Genomic DNA, 703 nt, shown 5'->3' on the forward strand with positions numbered 1-703 from the left:
GAAATGACCACCAGGTGAAGTTGCGCGGCATGCGCATCGAACTGGGTGAGATCGAGGCGAAGCTGGCGCAGTATCGTGGAGTGAAAGAAATTGCAGTGATCGCGCGCGAAGACCATCCCGGCGACAAGCGGCTAGTGGCGTACTACACGGAAGACGAGCCGGGTACGGTGCAAGCGGAAGGCATGCGCCTGCACCTGTCGGCCATGCTGCCCGAGTACATGGTGCCGGCGGCCTATGTCGCACTCGATGCACTGCCGCTGACGCCAAATGGCAAGCTCGACCGCAAGGCGCTGCCGGCGCCGGACGGCGAAGCGTATGCGGTGCGTGCGTACGAAGCACCGCAAGGTGAAGTCGAAACCGCACTGGCCGCGATCTGGGCCGAAGTACTGAATCTTGACAGTCAACAGATAGGACGCAACGACCACTTCTTTGACCTGGGCGGCCACTCATTGCTGGCCATGCGGGTGGTGTCGCGCATCCGTGAAGTGCTGGGTGTTGAAGTCGGCGTGACCGGGTTGTTCGAGCATCCGCTGCTGATTAATCTCGCGCAATCGGTTGCCAAAGCTGGGCGCAGCGACCTGCCTGCCATTACGGTAGTGTCGCGGGAAGAGCCGCTGCCCTTGTCGTATGCGCAGCAGCGGCTGTGGTTCCTGTCGCAGATGCAAGGGGTGAGTCAGGCGTATCACATGCCGATGGGCCTGCG

The 703-nt window shown here is 61.9% G+C and carries 1 protein-coding gene; it reads left to right on the forward strand.

Features of this window, described 5'->3' with window-relative positions; translation table 11 throughout:
• Window positions 1-703 (forward strand): phosphopantetheine-binding protein (locus ACFQUU_RS29390; protein WP_382252185.1); only part of this gene is annotated, 703 nt, incomplete at both ends.

Source organism: Herbaspirillum sp. GCM10030257 (assembly GCF_042666555.1).
Lineage (GTDB): Bacteria > Pseudomonadota > Gammaproteobacteria > Burkholderiales > Burkholderiaceae_D > Noviherbaspirillum.